15 protein-coding genes are annotated in these 19,739 nt (G+C 69.8%); 8 read left to right on the top strand and 7 right to left on the bottom strand.

The features are described 5' to 3' along the window. Positions 1 to 337: 337 nt before the first annotated feature. The 5 genes from XAN126_RS27350 (at position 338) to ugpC (ending at position 6,336) form a co-directional block, all read left to right on the top strand. Positions 338 to 2,041, top strand: coding sequence for a diguanylate cyclase (locus XAN126_RS27350; protein WP_024280698.1), 1,704 nt, complete (start codon positions 338 to 340; stop codon positions 2,039 to 2,041). A 122-nt stretch (positions 2,042 to 2,163) separates the two neighbouring features. Beyond that, the gene (gene ugpB / locus XAN126_RS0121895) at positions 2,164 to 3,504 is read left to right on the top strand and encodes a sn-glycerol-3-phosphate ABC transporter substrate-binding protein UgpB (RefSeq protein ID WP_024280697.1); all 1,341 of its coding nucleotides are present in this window, start codon (positions 2,164 to 2,166) and stop codon (positions 3,502 to 3,504) included. 23 nt (positions 3,505 to 3,527) lie between these two features. Next, positions 3,528 to 4,409, top strand: coding sequence for an ABC transporter permease subunit (locus XAN126_RS0121890; protein WP_024280696.1), 882 nt, complete (start codon positions 3,528 to 3,530; stop codon positions 4,407 to 4,409). 23 nt (positions 4,410 to 4,432) lie between these two features. Further along, positions 4,433 to 5,269, top strand: coding sequence for a sn-glycerol-3-phosphate ABC transporter permease UgpE (gene ugpE, locus XAN126_RS0121885; protein WP_024280695.1), 837 nt, complete (start codon positions 4,433 to 4,435; stop codon positions 5,267 to 5,269). Beyond that, positions 5,269 to 6,336 (top strand): sn-glycerol-3-phosphate ABC transporter ATP-binding protein UgpC, encoded by a 1,068-nt coding sequence (ugpC, locus tag XAN126_RS0121880; protein ID WP_024280694.1) that lies wholly within the window; start codon positions 5,269 to 5,271, stop codon positions 6,334 to 6,336. Before ugpE ends, ugpC begins: the two co-directional genes overlap by 1 nt. 16 nt (positions 6,337 to 6,352) lie before the next feature. Here the strand turns inward: ugpC and XAN126_RS0121875 are convergent, their stop codons facing one another. From XAN126_RS0121875 to XAN126_RS0121865, 3 genes are read right to left on the bottom strand one after another with little or no spacing between them, the layout of a single operon-like run. Further along, positions 6,353 to 9,442, bottom strand: a complete 3,090-nt coding sequence (locus XAN126_RS0121875) for an efflux RND transporter permease subunit (protein WP_024280693.1) — start codon at positions 9,440 to 9,442, stop codon at positions 6,353 to 6,355. Continuing rightward, positions 9,439 to 10,497 (bottom strand): efflux RND transporter periplasmic adaptor subunit, encoded by a 1,059-nt coding sequence (locus XAN126_RS0121870; RefSeq protein WP_029877571.1) that lies wholly within the window; start codon positions 10,495 to 10,497, stop codon positions 9,439 to 9,441. Before XAN126_RS0121870 ends, XAN126_RS0121875 begins: the two co-directional genes overlap by 4 nt. A 14-nt stretch (positions 10,498 to 10,511) precedes the next feature. After that, positions 10,512 to 11,678, bottom strand: a complete 1,167-nt coding sequence (locus XAN126_RS0121865; protein ID WP_024280691.1) for an efflux RND transporter periplasmic adaptor subunit — start codon at positions 11,676 to 11,678, stop codon at positions 10,512 to 10,514. A 318-nt stretch (positions 11,679 to 11,996) separates the two neighbouring features. Between XAN126_RS0121865 and XAN126_RS0121855 the strand changes: the two genes are divergently transcribed. Continuing rightward, complete coding sequence (locus XAN126_RS0121855) at positions 11,997 to 12,572, top strand: TetR/AcrR family transcriptional regulator (protein WP_024280690.1); 576 nt, start codon at positions 11,997 to 11,999, stop codon at positions 12,570 to 12,572. A gap of 63 nt (positions 12,573 to 12,635) precedes the next feature. Further along, entirely contained in the window at positions 12,636 to 13,553 is a 918-nt protein-coding gene (locus XAN126_RS0121850; protein ID WP_024280689.1) for an alpha/beta hydrolase, read from the top strand. Between the two features lie 33 nt (positions 13,554 to 13,586). Here XAN126_RS0121850 and trxC read toward each other — a convergent pair whose 3' ends face one another. Then, positions 13,587 to 14,033, bottom strand: coding sequence for a thioredoxin TrxC (gene trxC, locus XAN126_RS0121845; RefSeq protein ID WP_024280688.1), 447 nt, complete (start codon positions 14,031 to 14,033; stop codon positions 13,587 to 13,589). Between the two features lie 277 nt (positions 14,034 to 14,310). Here trxC and XAN126_RS0121840 point away from each other — a divergent pair, with 277 nt between their 5' ends. Continuing rightward, a complete protein-coding gene (locus XAN126_RS0121840) occupies positions 14,311 to 16,413 on the top strand; it encodes a c-type cytochrome (protein ID WP_024280687.1) in 2,103 nt (700 codons plus the stop codon). A gap of 130 nt (positions 16,414 to 16,543) precedes the next feature. Here XAN126_RS0121840 and XAN126_RS0121835 read toward each other — a convergent pair whose 3' ends face one another. Genes XAN126_RS0121835 through dsbD form a run of 3 tightly spaced genes read right to left on the bottom strand, consistent with a single transcriptional unit; the run spans position 16,544 to position 19,707 of the window. Further along, positions 16,544 to 17,221, bottom strand: a complete 678-nt coding sequence (locus tag XAN126_RS0121835) for a L,D-transpeptidase (RefSeq protein ID WP_051460658.1) — start codon at positions 17,219 to 17,221, stop codon at positions 16,544 to 16,546. Between the two features lie 7 nt (positions 17,222 to 17,228). Beyond that, positions 17,229 to 17,858: a DsbA family protein gene (locus tag XAN126_RS0121830; protein ID WP_024280685.1), complete on the bottom strand. Its 630-nt coding sequence runs from the start codon at positions 17,856 to 17,858 to the stop codon at positions 17,229 to 17,231. A gap of 22 nt (positions 17,859 to 17,880) precedes the next feature. Then, positions 17,881 to 19,707, bottom strand: a complete 1,827-nt coding sequence (gene dsbD, locus XAN126_RS0121825; RefSeq protein WP_024280684.1) for a protein-disulfide reductase DsbD — start codon at positions 19,705 to 19,707, stop codon at positions 17,881 to 17,883. Positions 19,708 to 19,739: the final 32 nt, after the last annotated feature.

The following is a 19,739-nucleotide window of genomic DNA, read 5'->3' as shown; positions in this document are numbered from 1 at the left end:
ACCAGCTAGGCGATGGCGCGACCACGCCGGGCCATCCTCCGATGGATGGTGGGCAACTGGCGCGGCCCGCCGGCGCTCCTCCCCGCAGGGGAGCGTGAAGATCCCGGCGTGACGACCTCCCGCCATCCGGCGGCCGCGCCCTTTTCCCGATCCCCGTTGGCGGTATCATGAAGGGTAATCGGCAAGCTTAGACTTGTCATTCCGCATCGCCGGAGCCCCGCGTGGCTGACCATAGGCGATTTCGATCTTTCCCTTTAAAGTGATTGCGCGGAGGAAAAGATTCGCGTCGAAGCTCAGGGGCGGCTCGATCCGTCATGAGCTCCAGCGGAGTGTTGCGGTGACCGGCCGGCATTATGATTTCTTCGCCGACCTGCTCGACGGCATGGACATGGGGCTGTGCCTCTTCGATGCGGACGACCGCTGCCTGTCGTGGAACAACACATTCCTGAAGTTTTTTCCGGAGCATGACGGCCACGTCCATGTGGGCGAGCCCTACGAGGCGAACCTCCGGCGCTTCTACGCCGCCCGGCTCGACGCTTCGGAGCTGGCCAACATCGAGCGCTACATCCGCGACGGGGTCCTGCGGCATCGGACCCAATCACGCCCCTTCGTCTTCGACCATCGCGGCCGGCGCCTGCGCGTGAATGCCTTGACGGACCCCGATGGCAACCGCATCCGCATCTGGCAGGCGCTCGTGCAGGAGCCGGCAGAGTCCGAACGGAGCGACGCGCAGCGCGGCTTCTCCATCGACCTGCTCGACCATATTCCCGACGGGGCCATGGTGCTCGACCAGAACGACCTCATCATCGCCGCGAATGACGAATTCCGCCGGATGTACGGTGTGCGGCCGGGCGAGACGGTCGTCGGCCAGACGTTCGCCGCCGTGGTCCGTCGGGCCTGGGCGGCGGCCGGCAGGCCCGACGAGCAGCTGGAGCCCGTGCTTCTCGACAACATGCGCTTCGCCGGATCGCCGTTCGAGATCGAGCTGCCGCGCGATCAGTGGCGCCGTGTCATCGCCCGCCGGACCAGCGACGGCATCGGATATTTCACGCATTCGGACATCTCCCTCCTCAAGCGCCAGCAGGCGGACCTGCTGGTGGCGGAACGCCGCGCGTGGGAGGGAGAGCGTCGCTATCGCCTGCTCGCGGAGAACTCGACCGACGTGATCGCCGCGATCTCCGGCGACCGGAAGATCCGCTTCATGTCGCCGGCCTGCAGCCGAATCCTCGGCTGGGGGCCCCCCGACATGCTGGGCCGCGACGTGATCGATTTCCTGCACCCCGATGAGCAGCCCTTGTTCCTGGCGGCGCTGGGCGCCGGCGAGGGAAGCGGTCTGGGCCGCAGCGCCGCTTTCGTGTGCCGGGTGCGTGCCCGCCATGACGACTGGGTGTGGATGGAAGCCTCCATCGGAGCGGTTCAGGAGACGACGCTCGACGGAGCCGATATCGCCTTCATCTGCTCGCTGCGCGATGCCCGCGAACGGGTGCTCGCGGAGCGGGCGCTCAAGCGGGCGCACGAGGAACTGGCGCTCATTGCCGGCAGCGATCCGTTGACCGGCCTTGCGAACCGGCGCCGCTTCGAGGCCATCTTCGATGAGGAATGGCACCGGGCCGGGCGCGAGCGGCTGGGGCTGTGCCTTGCGATGGTGGATATCGATCGCTTCAAGGCGGTCAACGACACCTTCGGGCATCTCGCCGGGGACGAATGTCTCAAGCGGGTGGCGATGGTCATCAAGGCCAATCTGCCGCCCGGAGCCGGGCTGGCGGCCCGCTACGGCGGGGAAGAGTTCGTTCTTCTGCTTCCCAATGCCTCCGCAGCGCAGGGGCAGGCGCTCTGCGAGCGCATCCACAACGATCTTAAGCGGGAGCCGTGGTCGGCGGTGGCGCCGGGCCTCGACGCGGTGACCGTCAGCATCGGCCTCTGCATCGCGCGCGCCCCGCGGGGGGCCAGCATGGCCGGGCTGATCCGCATCGCCGACGAGGCGCTCTACAGGGCCAAAAGCTCGGGGCGGAACTGCACGGAGGTACAGCATGCCGTCTGAGGATGGCTGCTTCGCCGGAAAGTCACGCGGGCGTCATCCCCCCTTGGCAAGGTCGCGCGCCTTTCTCCACAATTGAACCGCGCCGAGCCGCGCTCGCGCCCGTCCGCGTCCAGGAGGTGTCGATGAATCGCCGCGAACTGCTCGCCGGAACCGCCGCTTCTGCCGGCCTCGCGCTGGTGCCGCACCTCGCCTTTGCGCAAGGCGCGCCGGTCCAAATCACCTTCTGGCACGCCATGGCCGGCCCCCTCGGCGAGGAACTGAAGCGGCTCTGCGACGCCTTCAACGCCGCCCATAAGGCGGTGGTGGTGGAACCGGTGTTCAAGGGCACCTATCCCGAGACCATGACCGCCGCCATCGCCGCCTTTCGCGCCGGCAAGGCGCCGCATCTGGTGCAGATGTACGAGGTCGGCACCGGCTCCATGCTGGCCGCCGGCGCGGCCGTGAAGCAGGTCTGGCAGCTCGCCGACGAGACCGGCGTCCGGCTCGATCCGGCCATCTACATGCCGGCGGTGCGCAGCTACTACAGCCTGCCGGATGGCCGCATGGCCTCCATGCCGTTCAATTCGTCGACGCCCATCATGTGGTGCAACAAGGACCTGTTCGAGCGCGCCGGCCTTGATCCCGAGCGGCCGCCGGAGACCTGGGAGCAGGTGGTGACGGCGGCCGAGGCGCTGCGGTCCAAGGGCGGCGCCAAGGTGGGCATGACCACCGCGTGGCCGACCTGGGTGCATCTGGAATGCTTCGGCGCCATCCATGATGTGCCCTTCGCCACAAAGGCCAACGGCTTCGAGGGGCTCGACGCCGAGCTGGTGTTCAATTCCCCGCCCATGCGCAGCCACATCACCCGCCTTCTCGAAATGGCGAAGGCGGGCACCTTCACCTATGCCGGCCGCGGCGCCGCCGGCGACAGCCTCTACCCGGCCGGCGACACCGGCATCTCCTTCAACTCGTCCGGGATACGCGCTGCCGTGGTGCGCGACGCCCGCTTCCGCCCCATGGCGGCGCAACTACCCTATGACCCGGCGGTGCGGGCCACCCCCAACAATTCGATCATCGGCGGCGCGAGCCTGTGGACGATGACGGCGCCCGACCGGTCGGCGGCGGAATACAAGGCCGTCGCCAGCTTCCTCGCCTTCCTCGCGCGGCCGGACACCGATGCGTCCTGGCACCAGCGCACGGGTTATGTCCCGGTCACGCTGGGCGGCGCGGGCCTCTCGCTCGCCCAGGGCTACTATGCCCGCAATCCGGGCGCGGACATTCCCATCCGCCAGCTCAACCGCGGCGAGGTCACGGTCAATTCCAAGGGCTTGCGCCTCGGGCGGCTGACCGAGATCCGGGCCATCGTCGAGGAAGAGTTCGAGACCGCCCTGCAGGGCAAGCAGGATGCCGGGGCCGCACTCGACACGGCCGTGGCACGCGGCAACAAGGTGTTGCGCGAGTTCGAGAAGTCCGTATCCAGATAGGTCCTGCGGAGCACGGCCCGGACATGGAGCGGCGAACGATCTTTCCGGGCTGGGCGACGCCCGCGCTGCTGCTGGTGCCGCAGATGGCGCTGACCGTGCTGCTGTTCCTGTGGCCGACGGCGGTGGCGGTGCGCGCGAGCGTCATGCGCGCCGATCCGTTCGGCCTCAGCGAGACCTTCGCGGGCTTCGACAATTTCACCGCGCTCTTCACCGATCCGCTCTATCTCGCCGCCATCGGGCGCACGCTGGTGTTCTGTGGGGCGGTGACGGGGCTGGCGCTCGGTCTCGCGGTCCTGCTGGCGGTGTTCGCCGACGCGGACATCCGCGGGCGGGGCGCCTACCGGGCGGCGCTGGTCTGGCCCTATGCGGTCGCGCCGGCAGCCGCGGGCGTGATCTGGGCGCTGCTGCTCCATCCGCAGATCGGCGGCGTCGCCGGCCTCCTGAAGCATCTCGGCATCGCCTGGAACTACAAGCTCAACGACACGCAGGCCATGATCGCCGTGGTCGGCGCCTCCGCGTGGCGGCAGGTGAGCTACAATTTCATCTTCGTCCTCGCGGGCCTCCAATCCATCCCGCGCACCATCATCAATGCGGCGCGGATGGACGGCGCGCGCGGCTGGCGGCGGTTCCGCACCATCCTCCTGCCGATGCTCGCGCCGACGCTTGCGTTCCTGGTGGTGGTGAACCTCGTCTATTCCGCCTTCGAGACCTTCGGCACCATCGAGGCCCTGACGCAGGGCGGGCCGGGCCGGGCGACGCAGACCCTGATGGTGAAGGTCTATCGCGACGGCGTGGTCAATCTCGATCTCGGGGCCTCCGCGGCCCAGTCGGTGGTGTTGATGGCCCTCGTCATGGGGCTGACGGCGCTGCAGTTCCATTTCCTTCGGCGGCGGGGCGAGCGATGAGCGCTCCGGCCCTGCGCGCCCTCATGCGGGGAAACCTCCTGGCCGGAAACCTTCTGGCCCATGCGGTGCTGCTCATGGGCACGGCCCTGTTCCTTTTGCCCATCTGGCTGGTGTTCGTGGGATCGACGCTGGACAGCGGCGCCATCAACCGGGGCGAGATCGGCCTCCTGCCGCGCCTCGAAGGCCTCTCCATTTATCCGCGTCTGCTCGACCCGGCGCCGGGCGGGGTACCCGTGTGGCGCATGCTGACCCTCTCCTTCGCCATGGCGCTCGCCATCGCCGTCGGCAAGATCGCGGTCTCGCTGCTCTCGGCCTATGCGGTGGCCTTCTTCCGCTTTCCGGGCCGCATGCTGTGCTTCTGGCTGCTGTTCATCACCCTCATGCTGCCGGTGGAGGTGCGCATCATCCCCACCTTCGCGGTGGTGGCGGATTTCGGCATGGTGAACACCTTCGCCGGCCTGGTCCTGCCGCTCACCGCATCGGCGACGGCGACCCTGCTGTTCCGGCAGGCTTTCGTGCTGGTGCCCGACGAACTCGTGGAGGCCGCCCGCATGGATGGAGCCGGTCCCTGGCGGTTTCTCCGGGACGTGCTGATCCCGCTGTCGCGCACCAACATGGCGGCGCTGTTCGTGATCCTGTTCGTCTACGGCTGGAACCAGTATCTGTGGCCGCTGGTGGTGGCCACGGACCCGCGGCTCGACACCATCACGGTGGGGATCGTGCGCATGATCGGCCCGGAATCCCGCACCGCCTGGAACGAGGTGATGGCGACCGCCATCCTAGCGATGCTGCCGCCCACGCTGGTGGTTCTGGCCATGCTCAGATGGTTCGTGAAGGGCCTTACGGAGAGCGAACGCTGATGGCCGGGCTGGTCCTCGATCAGGTGCGCAAGAGCTTCGGCCGCACCGAGGTGCTGCGGGGCATCGATCTCGATGTGGCGCCGGGCGAAATGGTGGTGGTCGTCGGGGCGTCGGGCTGCGGCAAGTCCACGCTTCTGCGGCTCGTCGCCGGTCTGGAGCAGCCGAGTTCCGGCCGGATCACGCTGGATGGCGAGGACATCACCTCGCGCGATCCCGCCGCGCGGGACATCGCCATGGTGTTCCAGCACTATGCGCTCTATCCGCACATGAGCGTGTTCGACAACATGGCCTATGGGTTGAAGGTGCGACGCCTGCCGCGCGCCGAGATCGCCGCGCGCGTCGAGGAAGCCGCGCAGATGCTGCACATCGCGCCGCTGCTGGGCCGCAAGCCGCGCGAGCTGTCCGGCGGCCAGCGCCAGCGCGTGGCCATCGGCCGGGCGGTGGTGCGCAAGCCGCGCCTGTTCCTGTTCGACGAGCCCCTGTCCAGCCTCGATGCGCGGCTGCGCACCTCCATGCGCGCCGAGATCAAGCGCCTGCAACGCCGCCTTGGCGTCACCAGCCTCTATGTGACCCACGACCAGCATGAGGCGATGAGCCTCGGCGATCGCATTCTGGTGCTGAACGAGGGCCGTCCGGCGCAGCTCGGACCGCCCATGGAGATCTACGCCCGCCCGGCCGACACCGCCGTGGCGGAGCTGATCGGCGATCCGCCCATGAACCTGCTTCCCGGATGGCTCGATGCCGATGGCCGGGTGCGACTGGAGACTGGCGACACGGGGAACGGACGGCCGGTGCTCGTTGGCATCCGTCCCGAGGATGTGGCGGGCGGGCGTCCCGAGGGTGATGGGCTGGCCCTGGGCTTCACCCCGGACACGGTGGAGCCGATGGGCGCCGAGGTGCTGCTGGTGGGGCGCCTCGACACCGGCGCCGCATTCTCGGTGCGCACGCTGCCGGCGAGTTTCGCGCTGGGAACGCGCCTCGATTTCCATTGCCCGGCGCAGCGGCTGCACCTGTTCGATCCGGGTTCGGGACAGCGCATCGGGCCGGCCGGTCCGGTGGCCCGATGATGCGCCGCCCCCCGGCTCACCCGGTGTGCGCGCCGGTCGCGTCGGGGCCTTGCGGGCCATCCCCGGCCTTCGGTGCGGGGATGCGGAACCAGGCCACATAGAGCGCCGGCAGGAACAGGAGCGTCAGCACCGTTCCCACGATGATGCCACCCATCATGGCGTAGGCCATGGGTCCCCAGAACACCTCGCGGGCGATGGGAATGAGGCCGAGGCTCGCCGCCGCCGCCGTGAGCATGATGGGCCGCATGCGGTGCTCCGTCGCCTCCCGCACCGCCTCCCACGGCGGGTGGCCCTCGGCCCGCAGATGCTCGATCTGGACGATCAGGATCACCGAGTTGCGGATGAGGATGCCGATGAGCGCCAGCACGCCGAGGATGGCGACGAAGCCCAGTGGCGCGCCGCTCGGCACCAGCGCGGCAACCACGCCGATGAGCGCCAGCGGGGCGACGGCGAACACCAGCACCAGCCGCTGGAAGCTCTGGAGCTGGATCATCAGGATGGTGGCCATGATGAACAGCATCAGCGGCATCACCGCCAGAATGGGGGCCTGGCTCTTCTGGCTCTCCTCCACCGCGCCGCCGATGACGACGCGATAGCCGGGCGGCAGCTTCGCGTTGAAGGCCGCGACGGCGGGCGTCAGCTGCTCCACCACCGTGTTCGGCTGGACCGCATCGATGATGCCGGCCTTCGCCGTGATGGTCGGCAGCCGCGAGCGCCGCCAGATGGTGGGCTGCTCGATCTCGTAGCGCAGGGTCGCCACCGCCGCGAGGGGCACGGAGCGCCCGTCCGAGCCGGGCAGCTGCAGGTCGCGCAGGGTCTCGATGGACTGGCGTTCCTGCGCATTGGCGCGGCCGAGCACCGTCACGAGATAGATGTCGTCCCGCACCTGGGTGATGGCCGTGCCGTCCAGCACGCCGTTGAGCGCGCCGGCGATGTCCTCGGAGGTCACGCCCAGCTGGCGCGCCTTGTCCTGAAGCACGTCCACCTTGATGACGCGGGCGGGCTCCATCCAGTCGAACACCACGTTGCCTAGGTGCGGGTTGCCGCGCATGACGCTGGCGAAGTCCAGGGCGGTGGTGCGCACCTGCTGGATGTCCGGCCCGCTCACCCGGTACTGCACCGGACGGCCGACGGGCGGGCCGATGTCGAGGACGTGGACGAAGGCGTCGGTGCCCGGCATGGCCTTGTCGAGATAGGCCTGGAACTGCCCCTTCAGGCGGTTGCGCTCCTCCAACCCCTTGGTGACGATGATCGTCTGGCCGAACGCCACATCCGCCGGCTGCACGTCCACCGGCAGCACGAAGCGCGGGGCGCCCGTGCCCACATAGGTGGACCAGTGGTCGATGTCGGGATTGCCCTTCAGCGCCTCCTGCTCGAAGCGCGCCATCTGGGCGTTGGTCTCGGCGATGGAGGCATTCTGCGGCAGGTTCCAGTCGACGATCAGCTCGCGGCGGTCGGACGACGGGAAGAACTGCTGCTGCACCAGGCCCATGCCGGCGAGGGAGAGGATGAAGACCAGCACCGTCACGCCGATGGTGGTCCAGCGCCACAGCATGGCGCGCTTCAGGATCCATGCGAACGCGCGGGCGAAGCGGCCGCCGCCTTCCTTGTGATGGGGCAGGCTCTTCGGCAGGATCGCGACGCCGAGAAGCGGCGTGAACAGCACCGCCACCAGCCACGACACCAGCAGCGACACGGCGATGACCACGAACAGGGTGAAGGTGAATTCGCCGGCGTTGGAACTGTTGAGGCCGATGGGGATGAAGCCGGCCACCGTCACCAGCGTGCCCGAGAGCATGGGAAACGCCGTCGAGGTGTAGACGTAGGTGGCGGCCTTCCTGAGCGTGTCGCCGGCCTCCAGCCGCGCCACCATCATCTCCACCGCGATCATGGCGTCGTCCACCAGCAGGCCGAGGGCGATGATGAGCGCGCCGAGCGAGATGCGCTGGAGCGAGATGCCGGTATAGGCCATCACCATGAAGGTGATGGCGAGCACCAGCGGGATAGAGATCGCCACCACCAGTCCCGCCCGCAGCCCGAGGCTGACGAAGCTGATGGCGAGCACGATGATGACCGCCTCCATCAGCGCGCGGGTGAAGCCGCCCACGGCCTCCTCCACGATCTGCGGCTGATCGGAGACGAGATGCACGCCGACCCCCACCGGCAGGTCGGCCTCGATGCGCGCCATCTCCGCCTTCAGGGCCTCGCCGAACTCAAGCAGGTTGGCGCCGGCCTTCATGCCGATGGCGAGGCCGATGGCCGGCTCGCCGTTGAAGCGGAACAGCGCCTGCGGCGGGTCCACATAGCCGCGCCGGATGGTGGCGATGTCGGTGAGGGGGAAGAAGCGGCCGTTGATCCGGAGGTTGATCGCCTTGAGGCTCTCCTCGGAGGTGAATTGCCCGTTGACGCGCACGGCGATGCGTTCCGGCCCGGCCTGCAGCACGCCCGAGGGCACCAGCGCGTTCTGCGCCTGGAGCGAGGTGAGGACGGCGCGCTGGTCGATGTCGAGGGCGGCCATCTTGCGGGTGGAGAATTCGAGGAAGATCACCTCGTCCTGCGCGCCGATGATTTCCACGCGGCCGACATTGGGCACGGTCAGCACTTGCGCGCGCACCTCCTCCACCCGGTCGCGCAGCTGGCGCTGGGTGAGCCCGTCGCTGGTGAAGGCGTAGATGTTGCCGTAGACGTCGCCAAACCGGTCGTTGAATTGCGGCCCCGTCACCCCCTGCGGGAAGGTGCCGCGGATGTCGTTGACCATGTTGCGCACCTGCAGCCAGGTGGGCACCACATCGCGCGCCTTGGTGGTGTCGCGCAGGTTGACGAAGATCGTCGTCTGGCCCGGCACAGTGAGGCTGCGGGTGTAGTCCAGCGCCTCAAGCTCCTCGAGCTTCTTCTCGATGCGGTCGGTGACCTGCCGCGTCATCTCCTGAGCCGACGCGCCGGGCCATTGCGCCTGGATCACCATGGTCTTGATGGTGAAGGCGGGGTCCTCCTCGCGGCCGAGCTGCAGGTAGGACAGGAAGCCCGCGAGCACGAAGGCGAGCATGAAGTACCAGACGAGCGAGCGGTGCTCGAGCGCCCAGTCGGACAGGTTGAACGACTTCACGGCTGGGCATCCTGCGCTAGACGGACTTTCTGACCCTCGGACAGGCTGTGCACGCCGGCCGTCACGAGGCGGGTTCCCGCTTCCAGTCCCGCGGTCACCCGCGCCTTGTCGCCGGAAGCGGCGGACGCGGTGATCTCCTGGGCGTGGACCGTCCGGTCCTCCGCCGTGACGCGCCAGACGAAGGACTTGCCGTCGCGGGTGAACACGGCGGATCCGGGAATGAACAGATCCGACGCGAGGCTGCCGACGGGGCGGGCCGCGACGGTCGCGCCGAGCCGGAAGGCCTCGGGCGGGTTGTCGAGGGTGATGCGCACGCGGCGGGTGCGGGTCACGCTGTCGGCCTGGGGCGCGATCTCCCGCACCCGGCCGGTCACGACGGGCGCCCCATCGAGCTGGAGGCTGACCTGGAACGGCGATCCGATCCTGATATCGCCGATGAAGTCCTCGCCGATATCCACCACCGCCTCGCGGATGTCGGGCCGCGCGATGGTGACGACGCTGCGCCCGGGGGAAACCACCTGTCCCAACTCCGCGCCGACCGCCGTGACGACCCCGGCGAACTCGGCCTTGAGCTGCGCGTAGCCCAGCTGCTCGCGCGCCTTGACGAGGTTCGCCTGGGCGCGGGCCAGCGATGCCTCGGCGGCGGCGCGGCCCTGCTCGGCGGTCTCGAACGTCGCCCGGCTGGTGGCGGCGGTCTCCAGCAGGGTCCGCTGGCGGTCCTCCGTACCGGATGCGTTGGTGAGCTGGGCCTGGGCGTTGGCGACCTCCGCGAGGGCGGAGCGCACCCCGAGCTTCAAAGCCGTGTCGTCGATGGCCGCGACGACTTGGTCCTTCGTGACCACATCGCCCACGTTCACCGACCGCGCGAGCAGCCGCCCGAGCACGCGGAAGCTGAGGTCCGTCTGCACCTGCGGCTCGATGGTGCCGGCCACTTCGAGGACATCGCGGGACATGGGCTGCACCACCGCCGTTAGCACCGGGCGGGGCGGAACGGCGGGGGCGGCGGCCTGCTCGCTGCAGCCGGCGAGGGCGGCCGCGGAAGCAAGCAGCAGCATCAGGCGGGCGTGTCTCACGAGCCGCTCTCCAGTGTGTAGTCGACGGTCTGGCCGGTGCTGAGGCGCTTGGCGCCGTCCACCACCACGAGGTCTCCCGGCGCGAGGCCGGAGGAGATCACGATGGAGCCGGTCTCGAAGGCGTCCACGACGACCTTGGCGAGGGAGACCGCATGGGTCTTCGGATCGATCCGCCAGACCGCGGGGTCTCCGCCATCGGAGGCCAGCGCGCTCCAGGGCAGGACCATGCGCGGCTTCGCCTTCCACATCACGGTTCCGGTCACCGGGCTGCCGAGGGGCATGGCTTCGGGCGGCGCGTCGATGGCCACCTTCACCCGCACGGTGCCGGTGGCCGCATCGATGACCGGCGAGACTTCCCGCACGCGCCCGTCCGCGACGACCTTGGGATCGGAGACGAGCGAGACCCTGATGCGGTCGGTGCCGCTGTTGTGGAAGAAGGTCTCGTAGACGTCGAACACCGCGTCGCGCGTGTCGTCCTCGGCCAGCGTGAACGCTGGCTGGGCGGGCTGCACCACCTGCCCCACCTCGATGGTGCGGGCGGTGATGACGCCGGCCGCGCGGGCCCGCAGCTCGGCATAGCCCAGCGCATCCCGCGCCGTTCCCAGCTGGGCGCGCGCGGTCTCCAGCGCGCTTTCCGCCGCGCCGGCCGTCTCCGTCGCCTGATCGTAGGCGGCGCGGGTGGTGTAGCCCTTGGCGAGCAGCGTCGACTGCCGCTGGAAATTGGCGTTGGCGACGCGCAGCCGGGATTCGGCGGCGGACACGGCGGCCGTGGCGGCGTCGAGTTCAGCCTGCTGCTCGGTGGGATCGATGCGCGCCAGCAGGTCTCCGGCGGCGACGTGCGCGCCCACGTCCACCAGGCGTTCCGTGACCCGCCCGCCGACCCGGAAGGACAGCTGGGTGAGGACCTTGGCCTCGACATCCCCCGTCAGCGAGACGGAGGTGGTGCGGTTCGTGACCGCGACGGCCGTGGCCCGGACCACGAACGCGGGCCGACCTGCGTCCGGCGTGGGGTGGGACGCGTCCTTCGGCGTTCCCTGTCCGTCGCAGGCGGCGAGCAGGCCCGAGAGGGCGAAGATGCAGATCAGCGCGGCCGTCGGCCGTCGCGCAGGCGAACGAAAGCCCGCTCCGGTGTTCGCCGCCGGCGCGCGATACGGGAATTGCATGAGAAATCAGGCCGTTCTGTTCAAGACCCGGCGCACCGCGCCGCCGCCGCGCCCTGCGGCGCCATCGGGTGGCAAGTGTCCTGGGTACAGATCTCCAAGGGACCGATGTCCAAGGGACCGATGTCCAAGAGGCTCATCTCGAGGGGACGTATGTCCCGGGGGGCGCGCGCCGGTGCACAGGCATGAAAATCTCCGCTCCGGAACCTTGCGCCCCTCGGTTCTGCTATCCCTGTAGCGCGAGCCACGGGTGAAAGTCAACGAGTGTTGACCAGATGCCCGCGGCCTCCTACGCCTTGAGGCCGGATGAGGACGGATGTGATGACCAAGACCCGTGACAGCTCGGCGCCCGCCTCCGGGCGGGAGCGCATTCTGGCGGCGGCTGTCGCGCGCTTCTCGCGGCAGTCCTACGACGAGACCGGGCTGCGCGAGATCGCCGCCGACGCGGGCGTGGACGTCGCCTACGTGCACCGCGCCTTCGGCTCCAAGGAGCAGCTGTTTCACGAAGCGCTGAAGTGCGCCGTGCAGATGGACAAGATCTTCGACGCTCTCGGTGCCGACCCGGCCCGGATGCTGGCAGCCCATCTGCTGGCTGAAGACGAGCCGGACGCGACCGTCCGGCCCATGGACATCCTGATCCGGTCCCTGACCAGCCCGAAGGCGGCGGCGGTGCTGCGTACGGCGGTGATGGAGGAGTTCGTGACGCCGCTGGGCGCGCATCTCGACACCAACGCCACGCAGCGTGCGGCGCTGGCGGCGGCGCTGCTGATGGGGGTCGGAATCCTGCGCGACGTGCTGGAGCTTCCGGCCCTCTCGGAAGGACCGGGCGGCACCCTTGAGCGGAGCGTCGCCGATACGCTGGCGATGGTGCTGGGACAGGCCAGTCCGAAAATTTGATCCGGGTAATATTGACTATAATTTTGTCCGGGTATTAATTGGGGCGTTCTCCCGGATGTCGCCATGCCCCTCGTGAAAGCCAACGGTCTCGACATCGCCTTCGACAGCTTCGGCCCGCAGGACGGCGAAGCGATCCTGCTGGTCGCGGGTCTCGGCGTTCAGAGGATCCGCTGGGCCGAGCCCTTCTGTGCGGCCCTCGCGGGGCACGATTTTCGCGTGATCCGCTTCGACAATCGCGATGCCGGTGGCTCGACCCATCTCGGCCAGCACGCGCCGCCGGATCTCGGCGGCCTCGTCGCCGCGCTGATGGCGGGGCGGCGGCCGGAGGTTCCCTATACCCTCGCCGACATGGCGGCCGACGCGGTGGGCCTGCTCGATGCCCTGGCCATTCCGCGGGCGCATGTGGTCGGCCTGTCCATGGGCGGCATGATCGCGCAGATCATGGCGAGCGAGCACCCCGGACGGGTGCTGTCCCTCACCTCGATCATGTCGGGCACCGGAAATCCGGCGCTGCCTCAGGCCGAGCCGGACGTGATGGCGCTGATGATGCGCCCCGCGCCCGATCCGGCCCGCGACGAAGCCGGCTTTGTGGCCCACAGCCTCGCCTTCGCCCGCCGCATCGCCGGCCCGGCGCATCCGGTGGACGAAGGCGCGCATGGCCGCCTCGTGCTGGAGGAGGCGAGACGCGCCCATGATCCCGGCGGCGCGGGCCGGCAGCTCGCCGCCATGGCCGTGGCGGGGGACCGCCGCGCCCGGCTCGCCACCATCGCCGGGCCCGCGCTGGTCATCCACGGCGCCTGCGATCCCCTGATCCCGCCGGCCTGCGGCGCCGACACCGCGGCTTCGATCCCCGGTGCCGAATTCCTGCTGGTCGACGGCATGGGGCACCATGTGCCGGCGAGCCTCCACCGCGTGGTGGCGGAGGCCATCGTTCGTGTGGCGAAATCGGCGGGCCGCGATCAGGCCGGAACCTGCCACTGAGCGCGGTTCCGACCGCGTGCGCTCCGCCATGGCTCAGCCCGTCGCGCCGGCGGCGTGCTGCTCCACGAAGGCGCGGATTTGCGCGCCGGAGAGGGCGCCGCTCTGGCGGGCGATTTCCCGGCCGCCGCGGAACAGGATCAGCGTCGGGATCGAGCGGATCTGGAAGCGGGCGGCGAGCTGCGGTTCGGCCTCCGTGTCTACCTTGGCCAGCCGCACGCGGGGCTCCAGCGTCGCGGCGGCGCCCTCGAATGCCGGGGCCATGGCGCGGCAGGGGCCGCACCAGCCGGCCCAGAAATCCACCAGCACCGGCAGGTCGTCCGAGCCGATCTGCCGGTCGAACGCCGCCGTGGTGAGCGTCACGGGATGGCCCGTGAACAGGGCCTGCCCGCACGAACCGCACCGTCCGCCGCCGCGCCGCTCGGCGGGCAGGCGGTTGAGCTGCCCGCAATGGGGGCAGGGGATGATGATCTTGTCGGACATGATGTCGATGACGGCCGCCCGGCGCCGGATCCGGTTCGCCTGTGGCCGCTCCTTTCTCCCGTCCAGATAGGCGGCCGTGGCGGCGCCGCAAGGCGAGGGCGGGAATTTCACAGTTGCGGTGCGTCAATGCCCTGCTGCGGTGCAGCTGTAGTGTCGTGGCGCGGGACTTGGAAGGCGGTGCGAAAGCAGCCGCGACTCGCCGGAGGGACGGGATGCCGTTTTTCCGGAGGGGTTCGTGCGCGCGTTCGGGGCGCCGGCCATGACAGGAGGTCGTTCCATGAACGACGAAGGGACAATCCGGCGCAGGCCGCGATTGAAGACACTCGCGGCGGCCGCAGCCGGCGTCGCGGTGGTTGGAGCGGCCGTGTTCTGGTGGGTCGTCACCCCGCCGCGCATTGATGATGGCGGCCGCGCGCTGCCGCAGGCGGCGGACGCGGAACTGGTTGCGCGCGGCAAGTACATCGCCGAGCTGGGCGACTGCGTCGCCTGCCATACCACGGCGGACGGCAAGCCCATGGCCGGCGGGCGCGGACTGGAGACGCCGTTCGGCATGCTCTATTCCACCAACATCACGCCCGATCCGAAGACCGGCATCGGCCGCTACAGCTTCGGCGCCTTCGATCGCGCCATGCGCAAGGGCGTGACCGCCGATGGCACCCACATGTACCCGGCCATGCCGTACCCGTCCTACGCGAAGATGTCGCCGGACGACATGTATGCGCTCTACGTCTATCTCATGAACGGCGTGGCCCCGGTGGACAGTCTCAACCGGCCGTCCGGCATCGGCTTCCCCTTCAACCAGCGCTGGACGCTCGCCTTCTGGAACGAGATGTTCCTCGACAGCCACCCCTTCGTCGCCGATGCCGGCAAAGGCGAGGTGTGGAATCGCGGCGCCTATCTGGTGCAGGGGCTCGGCCATTGCGGCGCCTGCCATACGCCGCGGGGCATCGGCTTCCAGGAACGCGCCATGTCCGATACGGATGGCGGCGGCGAAAAGTTCCTCTCCGGCTCCAAGGTGGAGGAGTGGAATGCGGTCAATCTGCGCGGCCTCGGCGACGTGGATGACACGGTGGAGCTGCTGAAGACCGGCCAGAACCGCTTCGGCACCGTCTCCGGCTCCATGACCGAAGTGATCCACAACTCCACCCAGAACTTCACCGACCCTGATCTTGTGGCCATCGCCACCTATCTCGGCGGCCTGCCCAACGACCAGCCGCGCGCACCGCGCCAGGCGACGCCAGACATAGGCGTGGCCTCGGCAGTTCCCGCCGCCATGTTCACCAGCCGGGGCGGGCTCGCCTATGCCCAGTTCTGCGCCGACTGCCATCGCCTCAACGGCGCCGGCGTCGCCAAGGTGTTCCCGCCGCTCGCCGGCAATCCCACCGTGGCGGCCAAGGACCCTTCGACGCTCGTCCACATCACCCTGACCGGCTGGGCGACGGCGCAGACGCAGGCCCATGCCCGCGTCTTCACCATGCCCGGCTTCGCACGTCTGGGGGACGACGAGATCGCCGACATCCTCTCCTTCGTCCGCGCCAGCTGGGGCGGCGGGGCGGCGCCGGTCACGGCCGGCGAGGTGAAGGCGGCGCGCGCCACCCTCGACCCGAAGGTGGACACCCGGCCCTTCGACACCCCGCGCATCGCCGACGTGCTCAACGAGCCCAACGCCACCCAGCTGGTGCGTGGCATGCGTCTCAACACCGAGACGCACACTCTGCTGCCGAAGAATGTCGGCAACGTGCTGAACTGCTCCAGCTGCCACCTCAATGCCGGCACGGTGGCCGACGGCTCGCCCTATGTGGGCGTCTCCGCCTTCTTCCCCAGCTATGCGCCACGGGCCGGGCGGGAGATCACGCTGGAAGACCGTATCAACGGCTGCTTCCTGCGCTCCATGAACGGCAAACCGCTCGCCAAGGACGGCGACGACATGAAGGCCATGGTCGCCTATTTCGACTGGATGAAGCGGGAGACCAAGCCCGAGGACAAGGTGGAGGGCCGCGGCGTAGGCAAGATCAGCGGGCAGATCAAGCCGGACACCGAGAACGGCGCCAAGGTCTACGCCGCCCAGTGCGCCGTCTGCCACGGCTCGAACGGCGAGGGCATCAAGGACGCTACCGGCGCCTTCGTCTATCCCCCGTTGTGGGGCGATCAGTCCTTCAACATCGGCGCGGGCATGGCGCGCACCTACACGGCAGCGGCGTTCGTGAAGCGCAACATGCCCATCGGCTTCCACGGCGGCTTCCCGCTGGGCCAGGGCGGCCTCACCGATCAGGAGGCGGTGGATGTGGCCGAATACTTCAGCCACATGCCGCGGCCGGACTTCGCCCCCAAGGTGAACGACTGGCCGAAGGACAAGAAGCCGGCGGACGCCCGCTACTGACCCCCTGAAACAACGAGCGCCCGGACCGTGCAGGGTCCGGGCGCTCGCGCATCCCCCCGTCGCGGGACAATGGACGGGTGGAAAGAGTGTTGCGTTGCCTTCGCTCAAACGCCGCGCGGGCTTGGAGAACTCAGACGGGAAGCACCACCACCTTCGTGCCGTTGGGCACGCGGCGGTACAGGTCGATCACGTCCTGGTTCATCATGCGGATGCAGCCGGAGGAGACCGCCTCGCCGATGGTCCAGGGCTCGTTGGTGCCGTGGATGCGGTAGAGCGTGTCCTTGCCGTCCTTGAACAGATAGAGCGCGCGGGCGCCGAGGGGATTGGTCTCGCCTCCCGCCATGCCACCGGTCCAGGGGCGATACTTGGCGGGCTCGCGCGCGATCATGGCGTCGGTGGGCCGCCAGCTCGGCCATTCGCGCTTGTTGCCCACGTTCGCCGTGCCGGAGAATTCCAGCCCTTCGCGGCCGACACCCACGCCATAGCGCAGCGCCTTGCCGTTCTCCTGCACGAGGTAGAGGAAGCGGTTTTTCGGATCGACCACCAGCGTGCCCGGCTCCTGCCCGGTGGGGTTGTTCACCAGCTGGCGCACGTTGCGCGGCTTGATGTCGTCCGGGTCGGCGGCGGGAATGCGGAAGCCGCCGTCCTCCAGCGCGCCATAGCGCGCGGCATCGGCCGGGGCGACGCGCGGTGCCTTCACCGGCATCTCGTCCTGCGTGGTCACGCAGGCGCCGAGAGCCAGAGGCAGGACGAGGGTCGTGAACAGACCGCGGCGGGACAGCAGGGGGGACGCGGGAAGGGAATCCAAGGCCGGCTCACTCCCCTGCGGTCTGGCGGCGGCGGGCTTCGGCCACGGCGCGCTTGAAGCTTGAGTAGTCAAGGGTGGAGGCGAGCAGCGGGCCGACCAGATAGGTGGGCGTGCCGCTGAGGCCGAGCGAGTCCGCCTGCGCGGCGTTGCGCTTCAGGAGCGCGCCGATGTCGGCGATGTGGGCTTTGAGATCCGCCATCAGCCGGTCGAGATCGACGCCCGAGCCGGCCACCGCCTTCAGCATGGTGGGCTCGTCGATGCGGCGGCCGGGGATGGCCATCAGCGCGTTGTGGACGGCCTCGTAGCGGTCCTGATAGGTCGCCGCCAGCGCCAGCTGCGCGCCGTAGACCGAAGCCTCGGTGAGCACCGGCCAGTCCTTGTAGACGAGGCGGATGTGCCCGTCCTCCTTCACCACGCGGGCGAGGTCCGGCGCCGATTTCTTGCAGAAGGGGCAGTTGTAATCGAGGAAGGCGACGATGGTGACGTCGCCGTCCGCATTGCCGAAGGTCGGCGCGGCCGGGTCGCGGAGGATGGCGTTGACGTCGACGCCTTCCGCCCAGGCGGTGCCTGCGCGCGTCAGTACGGCCGGCATCAGGGCCGCGAGGGCGGCGATGCGGATGAAGTCCCTGCGTTGCATGGGGTGTCCTTCGGTCATGGGATCAGAGCCCTGCCTCAATGGCGAGGTGGTCGATGTCGGCGAGGGTCAGCGCGCCCACGCGGCGCGATCCCGGCACCTCGCGCCCGGCGGGATCGAGGAGGAACAGGGTGGGCGGGCCGATGACCGCGTAGCGGCCCATCAGGGCCTGCGCGCCGTCGCCATACCGGGTCACGTCCACGGCGATCCGATCCAGCCCGGACAGGCGGGCGGCTGCGGCTGGGGCCGCCATCGCCGTCTCGTTGGACTTGCAGACCGTGCACCAGTCGGCGGTGAAGGAGACGAGGGTGGGGCGGCCGTCCTGGCGGGCGGCGAGGGCCCGCGTCAGTGCCGCAGGAGACGACACCCGCACCTCCCGCGCTTCCGCGATGACCGGGCGGGCCGGCGCGGCGAGGAAGGCGAGGGGCCGCAGCGGATCACTGGCCCCGCCGGCCGCGCCGACCAGCAGCAGGAGCCCGCCCGCCACGGCGGCGATGCCCGCCGTCTTGCCGATGCGGCGGCGGACGTCGGCGTCGGAGGCCAGCGTATCGAAGCCGCCGGCGAACACACCGAGGCCGATGGCGAGAAGGCCGTAGAGGGCAAGGCCGACGGCATCGGGCAGCACGCGCGCCGCGAGCCATGCGGCGATGGCGAGGAAGAGCACGCCGCAACCCTGCTTGATGGCGAGAAGCCAGCGCCCCGAGCGGGGCAGGATCTGCGCGCCGAACGCCCCCACCGCCACCAGCGGCGCCGCCATGCCGAGGCCGAGCATGAACAAAGCGGAGGCGCCGCGCGCGGCATCGCCCGTCTGCGCCGCATAGAGCATGGCGGCGGCGAGCGGCGGCGTCACGCAGGGCCCCACCACCAGCGCCGAGGCAAAGCCGAGGCCCGCCGCCCCCGCGATGGAGCCGCGCCCACCCGACGGCAGCCGCGCCGCCAGCGCGGAGGGGACGGCGAGATCGATGAGGCCGAACATGGCGCCCGCCAGCACGACGAACACGGCGGCCATCAGGCCGATGGCCCACGGCGTCTGCAGCGCCGCCTGAAGGTTCGCGCCGGTCCAGGCGGCGCCCATGCCGAGCACGCCGTAGGCGGCGGCCATGGCAAGGCCATAGGCGCCGGACAAGGCGAGGCCGCGGGCCGGCGTCGGCTTCGCTCCGCCGCCCGCGAGGATGCCGGAGAGGATCGGCAGCATGGGGAAGACGCAGGGTGTGAAGGCGAGCAGCAGGCCGAGGCCGAAGAAGGCCCCGAGGAGGGGCAGCAGGCCCCCGTGGAACAGCGCATCCATGGCGCCGGGCTGCGCCTGGGTCTCGGGCGCCGGGGCCTCGGGCACTGCGGCCGGGTAGGCGGCGGTCCCCGGTTGCTCCACGGGCGCGGCTTCGGCGCGCGGAGGGGCGGCGGTTATGGCGAGGGTCGCGAGATCGACCCGCCGCGTCACGGCGGGGTAGCAGACCCCCTGCTCGGCGCAGCCCTGGAAGGAGATGTCCAGCGCCCCCGTCGCCGGCAGGCCGGTGGCCTGCGCAGTGACGGACCGGTGATAGATCTCCACCGGCCCGAAATTCGGATCATCCTTCTCTTCGCCCGGCGGCAAGGCGAGGGGCACGGCGGCGCCGTCCTTCCCGGCCTTCAGGCGCTCGCGATAGAGATAGGTGCCCGGCGCGATGCGCCAGCTCAGGGAGAGGTCGCCGTCCGCCCCCCGTGTCGCCGAGACGGTGAAGGCCTCGTCCGCCTTCAGGATGCGGCCCTGCGCCAGCGCGGAGCCGGCGCCGGTGGCCGACAGCACGGCCAGCGCCAGCACGGCGAGCGCGCGGCGGAGGGGGGAGAGGGGAGAGCGGAGCGTGTTCGCGGCCATGACCGCTCCCTCGGATGCCCACCTTAAGCGGG

The organism is Xanthobacter sp. 126, from assembly GCF_000526175.1.
GTDB lineage: Bacteria > Pseudomonadota > Alphaproteobacteria > Rhizobiales > Xanthobacteraceae > Xanthobacter > Xanthobacter aminoxidans.
Note: the sequence above shows the minus strand (reverse complement) of the source record. Positions and strands in the feature narration are given on the sequence as shown.